General features: G+C 35.5%; 11 protein-coding genes and 1 pseudogene. 4 read left to right on the forward strand and 8 right to left on the reverse strand.

The window, feature by feature from the left end; all coding sequences use genetic code 11:
- Window positions 1–79: 79 nt before the first annotated feature.
- From AVJ19_RS19985 to AVJ19_RS20005, 5 genes and pseudogenes are all read right to left on the reverse strand, one after another.
- A pseudogene (locus tag AVJ19_RS19985) lies at window positions 80–980 on the reverse strand (replication protein).
- Complete coding sequence (locus AVJ19_RS19990) at window positions 977–1,243, reverse strand: hypothetical protein (RefSeq protein ID WP_111861300.1); 267 nt, start codon at window positions 1,241–1,243, stop codon at window positions 977–979. The pseudogene AVJ19_RS19985 and the gene AVJ19_RS19990 overlap by 4 nt, the downstream one beginning before the upstream one ends.
- Window positions 1,240–1,497, reverse strand: coding sequence for a hypothetical protein (locus AVJ19_RS19995; protein WP_162626667.1), 258 nt, complete (start codon window positions 1,495–1,497; stop codon window positions 1,240–1,242). Before AVJ19_RS19995 ends, AVJ19_RS19990 begins: the two co-directional genes overlap by 4 nt.
- Window positions 1,498–1,639: 142 nt before the next feature.
- A complete protein-coding gene (locus AVJ19_RS20000; protein ID WP_111861302.1) occupies window positions 1,640–2,140 on the reverse strand; it encodes a phage regulatory CII family protein in 501 nt (166 codons plus the stop codon).
- Between the two features lie 58 nt (window positions 2,141–2,198).
- Window positions 2,199–2,426: a YdaS family helix-turn-helix protein gene (locus AVJ19_RS20005; protein WP_111861303.1), complete on the reverse strand. Its 228-nt coding sequence runs from the start codon at window positions 2,424–2,426 to the stop codon at window positions 2,199–2,201.
- Between the two features lie 122 nt (window positions 2,427–2,548).
- Between AVJ19_RS20005 and AVJ19_RS20010 the strand changes: the two genes are divergently transcribed.
- The 4 genes from AVJ19_RS20010 to AVJ19_RS20025 all read left to right on the forward strand — a co-directional run bounded on the left by AVJ19_RS20010 (window position 2,549) and on the right by AVJ19_RS20025 (window position 4,467).
- A complete protein-coding gene (locus tag AVJ19_RS20010; RefSeq protein WP_111861304.1) occupies window positions 2,549–3,223 on the forward strand; it encodes a LexA family protein in 675 nt (224 codons plus the stop codon).
- Window positions 3,224–3,421: 198 nt separating this feature from the next.
- Window positions 3,422–3,700: a hypothetical protein gene (locus AVJ19_RS20015; protein ID WP_111861305.1), complete on the forward strand. Its 279-nt coding sequence runs from the start codon at window positions 3,422–3,424 to the stop codon at window positions 3,698–3,700.
- 31 nt (window positions 3,701–3,731) lie between these two features.
- Window positions 3,732–4,034: a hypothetical protein gene (locus AVJ19_RS20020; protein WP_111861306.1), complete on the forward strand. Its 303-nt coding sequence runs from the start codon at window positions 3,732–3,734 to the stop codon at window positions 4,032–4,034.
- A 124-nt stretch (window positions 4,035–4,158) separates the two neighbouring features.
- Window positions 4,159–4,467, forward strand: coding sequence for a hypothetical protein (locus AVJ19_RS20025; protein WP_228203415.1), 309 nt, complete (start codon window positions 4,159–4,161; stop codon window positions 4,465–4,467).
- Window positions 4,468–4,669: 202 nt separating this feature from the next.
- On the opposite strand, the gene AVJ19_RS22105 is transcribed toward AVJ19_RS20025, so the two are convergent.
- From AVJ19_RS22105 to AVJ19_RS20035, 3 genes are all read right to left on the reverse strand, one after another.
- Window positions 4,670–4,843: a hypothetical protein gene (locus tag AVJ19_RS22105; RefSeq protein ID WP_162626668.1), complete on the reverse strand. Its 174-nt coding sequence runs from the start codon at window positions 4,841–4,843 to the stop codon at window positions 4,670–4,672.
- A gap of 367 nt (window positions 4,844–5,210) precedes the next feature.
- On the reverse strand, window positions 5,211–5,729 hold the full coding sequence (locus tag AVJ19_RS20030) for a hypothetical protein (RefSeq protein ID WP_111861307.1): 519 nt from the start codon (window positions 5,727–5,729) through the stop codon (window positions 5,211–5,213).
- A gap of 83 nt (window positions 5,730–5,812) precedes the next feature.
- Entirely contained in the window at window positions 5,813–6,022 is a 210-nt protein-coding gene (locus tag AVJ19_RS20035) for a hypothetical protein (RefSeq protein WP_162626669.1), read from the reverse strand.
- Between the last annotated feature and the right edge of the window lie 304 nt (window positions 6,023–6,326).

Here is a 6,326-nt window from a genome sequence, read left to right on the forward strand (position 1 = left end):
AAAGTTTTTATTAAATTGAGTTGCGTAAATCGTTCTCAATGTTGCAATCAGCATTTTGATATCGTTTTGGCAAATTAGATTATTCACGGTAAAAACCTCCTGCCATTGGTAAATTTTGGTCATCAGGTGTTACATCGATGATGTTTGATTCTTGATGATTTGCAAACATCTGAGCGAAATAACCGGGTTCTTCAGGTGTATTTGAGTTTGGAAAATGATTTGAGTGTGTTTCAGGTTTTGGTTGATACACGCTTTGATAACTTCCAATAATTGAATTTTCCAAAGATTGGTTTGCCAAAACTCCATAAGACTCGAGTTTTTTCAAAATGAGTTTTACGGCATTTTCCGTCAGTGGTTTTTTAATGCTGTTTCGCATATCAACAAATTGGTTCCACAAATCACGATGAATTGAATTTGGTAATTCAGTTGATTTCGGATCATAGCTTGTTGGCTTTTCCACTTTTGGTTGTTCAGAAACATGCTCACTTTTTTTTATTTATTTTTTTATTCTTTGTAGAGTTGTTTTTGATAGTGATACTTTGTGTGTAAAAATTTTTTACTAGTAGAGGTAAAATATTTTTACTAGCGTAGTTAAATTTTTTTACTAGTAGAGGTAAAGATTTTTTACCCCCATTTGATGGGTTTTCGCCTAGTAAAATATTTTTACTAGGGAAATTTACAACCATTCCAATGTTTGTTTCATCACCTAATTTATAAGTATTTCCGTGGAACGTGCTTTTCAATTCCACAACTAAACCAACTTTAATTAGTTCACGTAAACACTTGATCACTGTCGGACGAGTCTTGCCTGTAATCTCTTCAAATTGAGTTAAAGAGATAGAATCCATTTCTTTATTCCAGCCACGTGTTTTACGACAAATCACTAGATATAACTTGCATGCAGCATCCGAGATCTTAGCTAAGACCTCATCGACAAAAGCATTGGGTACCTGAAATGAGTTGGGTACAAATTTACTCATGCTGCACCTTCCTTGATCTGTAAAAAGCGACCGTACTTCGCAACACGCTCAGCACGAATTAAACTCGCAGCAATTTCACTGGCTAACCACAAAGAGATCCGATGGCAATTCATCAGTGATTCGATAAACTCTTGCTGTAAAACCATGGCATTGTTTTCATCACGATTGATCTTGCGCAAATTGGCTTTACGGACTGAAAGCAATGAACCGAGCGTATGTAACACAGGTTCATGCCAAGATTGAACGATTTGTTCTGAGTTCATGACACCTCCGCTAAAGCATGTTCGGCTTCGGTTAAACGGCGGTTAGCGTGGAGTTCGGCGACAGTGGCGTGGCGGACAAACTTTTTATTTAAAATTAATGTTCCAAAATCAATGAGTACACAAACCGTACATTCATAGACCTCAAGAACGTTATAAATTCCCTCAAAAGGTTTTAGTATTGCGTTTAATACTGTTGTGTCTAAAACCACAGCATCGCCAACCAAGAAATCACTTTCAGTCGACTCCAATTCCATCGAATTCGAGGGAATTAAACAGTGATTGCACTGCTCTGTTTTAAATTCTGTGCACTTGTTAGCGCACAGATGTTTTGGTATATTTGATTTCATATTCAATCCTTGCAAGTGTTTGAGTTGCCTAAAAGCCTGATCCACGAAATCAGGCTTTTTCCTTTTCTACACCTGATGTGTATTTCTTCATTTGTTTAAGTGCTGCAATATCCACAGCTGTTGCTAACTCAATTAAAGTTTGTGTGAGTTGGTGGATGGTTTCATATTCTTGCGGTGTCACAACACCATCTTCATAAGCCTCATAAACCGCTTTATTGGCTTTACCTGACTTTATGTTGTGCTGCATCATTGCTTCAAAAACCGACAATTCATGATGTTTGTTGGAACCGCAATCAACAGGAACTAATGCATAGCCCAACTGATGCGCCCATACTTTTAAAATTTCAGGGTTTCTTGTGTACATCATGATTGCTTCGAGTTTCTTTAAGCTCGGCAAATGATTAGGCATCCCCACATTTCCGTAATTACAGATCGTGTTGTGTGAGTCACCAGTAACCTGAGCAATTTCTTTTGGTGAAATCCCCTGCGTCTGGTTAATCATTTTGAAAATAGCCGTTTGTGCTTCACGACTTAGTGAAATTTCTTGCATTGTGAAATCCTTGTTTTCTTTCACGTATATCTTTAAGCAAATAAAATTAATAATTTGCTTAAGCTGCTTGTTGGCTTTTTTTTCGAGATGGAAATAAATCTTTGTATTGAAATTTACCTCCTGTTCTCTCTTGAACAAGAAGTGCTGTTTCAGATGACATTTTTGCCTTTCCATTAACCCAAGCCCAAACAGATGGTTGTTCTAGATCTAGAGCTTGTGCTGTAAGGGTTTGAGAGCCAAAGTGATCAACAACACATTTGTATAAATTAACTAATTCAATATTCATTCATTGAACTCCTATATTTTATAGTTAATTTATAGTTTTAACTATTATTTGTCAACAGTTACAACTATTTGATTAACTATAGTCACAACTATAAAATAAAGGAGAAATTTAAGGATTATCTTATGAGCACTTTGGCTGATCGATTAAAAGAAGCTCGATTAAGAGCAAGCAAGACGCAAGGAGATGTCGCCGATGCAGCAGGAATAAAACAGCCTACATACCAAGCCTTAGAATCAGGGAAAACCAAGAAATCAGCTTTTTTACCTGAAATAGCAGAGTTTCTTGCAGTCGATGTTAATTGGCTTAAGTCGGGAATTGGCTCTATATCTACCGAGACATATCAGTCTGAGAGTAATGTTTCTTTTACTAACACTCCTTTACGACAAATACCTTTACTAGACTATGTACAAGCAGGATTGCTTAATGAAGTTGGTTATGATGGGGTAAACCCTTTAGGGCTAAGTTGGACAACTTATGAAAATATGCGCCCAGAATGCGTATTCTCATTAAAAGTTGAAGGCTTGAGTATGGCTCCAGAGTTTCAACCAGGTGATGAAATTGTTGTGGATGGCTCTCTTGAGGCTAAGCCTGGTTCGCTTGTTATTGCCCAAGAGGTTCAGCATGGTGTAGCAAGAACAACTTTTAAAAAATATCGTTTGATTGGTGTGAATGAGTTTGGTGTTGATGTTGTTGAGCTTGTCCCTTTAAATCCTGATTATCCAACACTTAATTCAAACCAAGTTGAAATATCCATAATTGGAGTAGTAGTTGCACACAATAGAAACCTTAAGTACTAACCCTTGTGTTGACCGGTAAGCAGATCACTCAACTTTGCGGAAAAGAAAATTAGGGAAATGAATATTTCCTAAAAAATCTAAGCTCTGTAACCCTCTTTTAGTTTTTTGAGGTTAAGAACAATCATAAGATGATGATCTAACAGCACAAGACTGGCTAGAAGATTGCTAAATACCACCGAGGTGAATATGAGTTTTTACATGATAAGTTGTAGCCCTCAAAAAACTAGAGGCTCTAAACGCCTTACACAAGGTGTTAAGAAATTAAATTGCATTAGCAAGGTGCAACTTAGCGATATGGCTTTTATTGTTAATGCGGATTGTGAGGTTGATAGTATTAGAGATTTTCTTGCACCATATTCATGCGAGGATGACTTTATTTTTATTATTCCTGTCGATATATCTCATTGGGCATCTAAAAACCTATCTCAGGATGCTAAAAAGATTTTAGTAGATTGGGGTAAGGAATTAAACAAATAAATTAGTTAGCTTTACGGAAAAGGAAAGAATAATGATTGCAACACTAAATAAAACCAAAACAGCGCTCACAATCAATCGTCAAGAATTCAAATTGGCACTCGGCAAAATAGGCGACGGTATTGATAAGCAAATCACCTCGCTCAAGAAAGCCAAACAAAGCTATAACGCTTCGGAAATGGCACATGAAGTCATTAACGAAGCGAATATCTTTGAAGCCATTATTGAGGGTTTCAATGAGGCGGAAGGCACGAATCTAAAACTGGCTGATATAACCAATCTCGATGTGGCGCAGGGTTGGGTCGATGAGTTTTTGGAAAAATATTCGGGGTTATAGGTTGGGTAGTTTTTATATTTTAGTCACCACCCTATTTTTCATATAAAACATAACTTTACTGACAAAAAATACTGTTTTGATCACCACCTAATTTGAGTAAAAATAAATCTATTTGGAGTGTAAAGTGTTTGATATACCTAAAAAGGCAACACAATTGAGCCCAAGCAAAACAATTAAGCCTCTACCACTAATTAAATTAACTGTGGAAGAAATTAAACAGTTGCCAGATAGTGAGTTACTGAAATTACTAAGTGGTGAGGGAGTAAGCGGAGTAATACCCGCCCCACTTCTACAAGCTATAAGTTATGAACTAACATCAAGACAAATACAGAGATCTAGCAAACCTCATTGGACTGTTAAACCCACATTTTATGCTGTCATATTCTTTGGACTAGCTACTGTTATAATAGGAATTTTGTCACTATTGAAATAGCGGTAATCAAATTAAATATCACTGTAATGATTGCTATAATCAAGCAACCAATTAAGTACGGCTCGTTAGGGTTGTACTTTTTCATATTCACACCTCAGTGGTATATTTTAAAAAGCATGTAAATATTAATCATTATGCTAATAGAACAGAAAGCATAAAATAAATATATCACTCGCCTTTCTGATTTATCGTATTTAATCATTCAATAACCCTCAACTTTATTTGTTTGCAAGGCTTCTTTGACGCCAGCACCAAAAAGAATAGATCCCAACCAAAGAGAAAATACAGAAATATAAGCCAGTAGATCAAAAATGAAAATGTACGAAACAATGGCTATTAGCTGAAACATGAAACTCAACACTAAAGCTACTTTCATGACAGATTTCCTATATCACAAAAGAAAGTATCGTGTTTTGTTTTTGCTTCAACATACATGCCCTTTCGTGGTGGATTAACAACAATAGATTTTATCATTTTTAAATAACCTTAAAACTGCGAACCCGACGCAGCCTACTGATCGGGTGGAGAAAGTAATTGAACAATATTTTAGAATTTCCCAAATCCACTATGTCTAGTAAGCAAGAGTTAAAAAACATTCTACAACAAACGCTTACAGAGCATGAGGTGAGTAAAGAAGATATTCATTCTATATTGGAAAGGATGTCTGCTTTTTAGATATTGTTAGTGAAAATAAATTTACTCTCTCAGTGCCTAAAGACCCAACAACAGAGGATATAAGTAAACTAATCACGACGATTAGTAGTGAAATTCACGAGCTCACTAACAAGCTTGTTTTTGAAAGACTCTGTGCTGAAAGCTTTTATGTGAAAGGAGATTAATTCAACTTTTTCTTCAGTATCCACAAGCTCTTTAAGTGCAGTATCCAACAACTTTAAGATATTACTTGTATCCACAATCCAAGTTACACCTGACTCAATATTGTCTGTAACGGTTAGATTATGAAGCGTGGTTAGCTCGTGTCGTGCTTCCTCTAGTACCTTTTTAATTGTTTCGTTATTCATAACAAACTCCATAACCCACCCCGTGTGGGTTTTCTTTTTAAAAATCCATACTTTCCCTGATATTATGAAGTTGAGACTCTGCACCAACATTGTTCTCAACACATTCATAAATATCGAAGAAAATATGAAACCTGAAATTACAGAAGCTCTAGCATTAGAGCTTACTAAAGCTATTATTAATGAGCGATCAAAGCATGAGAGCTCTTTTGATATTACTGACCCAGCATTATGGGTGGTCATATACGATGAATCCCTAAAAATATATCCCAAGAGGTTGTAGAGCTTGAAAAAATTAAAAAATCTAATAAATCAACAATTTTTGATTAATTAGATTGATCCATGCTCTTGATTAAATTTTCAAGGGCATCTCGCTGATCTTTATTCTTAATTTCAACAATAAAATCATCTTGAAATACATATTTTTCCAACTCTTTGGTTTCATTAATCGCATCACTTACATTTAATCGTCTTGTTTCAATAAGTTTTAACGCTGTTTCATAGCGCCATTCTTTGCGATTCTGAATAATTTTCATTTTAATAAACTCCACCCAACCCACCCTGTATGGGTTTTCTTTTGCCTATTAAAGCATAATTATTATTTTTATAGAAATAACTATATTAAATAGTTTCAACTATTGACTACTTTTATAGTTTTGCCTATATTTATCTCACAGATAACAAAAAAGCACATCGCTCTCTTACCTTCGATGTGCCTTTTACAAACTTGCGAGATCAATTATGAATGCAAAACTAAATTCCATCAACCCTACTGTTACACATCGTGTACAGCCAAAGGGTTATTTCAAAGTCGGCTTAATTGCCAGTGCTCTTACTTTT

It is taken from the genome of Acinetobacter sp. CFCC 10889 (genome assembly GCF_003268395.1).
Lineage (GTDB): Bacteria > Pseudomonadota > Gammaproteobacteria > Pseudomonadales > Moraxellaceae > Acinetobacter.

Excerpts from the sequence above, each read along its gene's own strand:
- AVJ19_RS19990 (WP_111861300.1), bottom strand. The coding sequence starts at position 1,243 with ATGAACTCAGAACAAATCGTTCAATCTTGGCATGAACCTGTGTTACAT.
- AVJ19_RS19995 (WP_162626667.1), bottom strand. The coding sequence starts at position 1,497 with ATGGAATTGGAGTCGACTGAAAGTGATTTCTTGGTTGGCGATGCTGTG.
- AVJ19_RS20000 (WP_111861302.1), bottom strand. The coding sequence starts at position 2,140 with ATGCAAGAAATTTCACTAAGTCGTGAAGCACAAACGGCTATTTTCAAA.
- AVJ19_RS20005 (WP_111861303.1), bottom strand. The coding sequence starts at position 2,426 with ATGAATATTGAATTAGTTAATTTATACAAATGTGTTGTTGATCACTTT.
- AVJ19_RS20010 (WP_111861304.1), top strand. The coding sequence starts at position 2,549 with ATGAGCACTTTGGCTGATCGATTAAAAGAAGCTCGATTAAGAGCAAGC.
- AVJ19_RS20015 (WP_111861305.1), top strand. The coding sequence starts at position 3,422 with ATGATAAGTTGTAGCCCTCAAAAAACTAGAGGCTCTAAACGCCTTACA.
- AVJ19_RS20020 (WP_111861306.1), top strand. The coding sequence starts at position 3,732 with ATGATTGCAACACTAAATAAAACCAAAACAGCGCTCACAATCAATCGT.
- AVJ19_RS22105 (WP_162626668.1), bottom strand. The coding sequence starts at position 4,843 with ATGAAAGTAGCTTTAGTGTTGAGTTTCATGTTTCAGCTAATAGCCATT.
- AVJ19_RS20030 (WP_111861307.1), bottom strand. The coding sequence starts at position 5,729 with ATGACCACCCATAATGCTGGGTCAGTAATATCAAAAGAGCTCTCATGC.
- AVJ19_RS20035 (WP_162626669.1), bottom strand. The coding sequence starts at position 6,022 with ATGAAAATTATTCAGAATCGCAAAGAATGGCGCTATGAAACAGCGTTA.